This window comes from Enterobacter sp. Cy-643 (assembly GCF_011752815.1).
Lineage (GTDB): Bacteria > Pseudomonadota > Gammaproteobacteria > Enterobacterales > Enterobacteriaceae > Cedecea.
This window is the reverse complement of sequence record NZ_VWWV01000020.1, coordinates 1-618: the sequence shown is the minus strand read 5'-3', so window position 1 is coordinate 618 and position 618 is coordinate 1. Positions and strand designations below refer to the sequence as shown.

Genomic DNA, 618 nt, shown 5'->3' with positions numbered 1-618 from the left:
GGGTTGCAAAAGAAGTAGGTAGCTTAACCTTCGGGAGGGCGCTTACCACTTTGTGATTCATGACTGGGGTGAAGTCGTAACAAGGTAACCGTAGGGGAACCTGCGGTTGGATCACCTCCTTACCTAAAAGATACAACCCGCGTAGTGCTCACACAGATTGTCTGATAGATGTAGAGAAGCAAGGCGTCTTGCGATTGAGACTTCAGTGTCCCCTTCGTCTAGAGGCCCAGGACACCGCCCTTTCACGGCGGTAACAGGGGTTCGAATCCCCTAGGGGACGCCACTTGCTGGTATGTAAGTGAAAGTTGCGTGCCGTTATATCTCAAAGCTGACTTGAAAGAGTCATGTTTGAGATATTTGCTCTTTAACAATCCGGAACAAGCTGAAAATTGAAACGACATGTCGTCTCGTTCTTCCGTAATAAAGAATGAGGTTAAGACATGTTCGAGTCTCTCAAATTTTCACAACAGCGATTGTGTCTTACGAGACATCTTCGGGTTGTGAGGTTAAGCGACTAAGCGTACACGGTGGATGCCCTGGCAGTCAGAGGCGATGAAGGACGTGCTAATCTGCGATAAGCGTCGGTAAGGTGATATGAACCGTTATAGCCGGCGATTT

At 48.2% G+C, this 618-nt stretch carries 1 tRNA gene and 2 rRNA genes; all 3 read left to right on the top strand.

The features are described from left to right. A 16S ribosomal RNA gene (locus F3J29_RS22615) occupies positions 1 to 122 on the top strand; the annotation flags it as partial. An 85-nt stretch (positions 123 to 207) separates the two neighbouring features. Further along, positions 208 to 283: transfer RNA gene (locus F3J29_RS22610), tRNA-Glu, on the top strand. 221 nt (positions 284 to 504) lie between these two features. Next, positions 505 to 618: ribosomal RNA gene (locus F3J29_RS22605) — 23S ribosomal RNA — on the top strand; the annotation flags it as partial.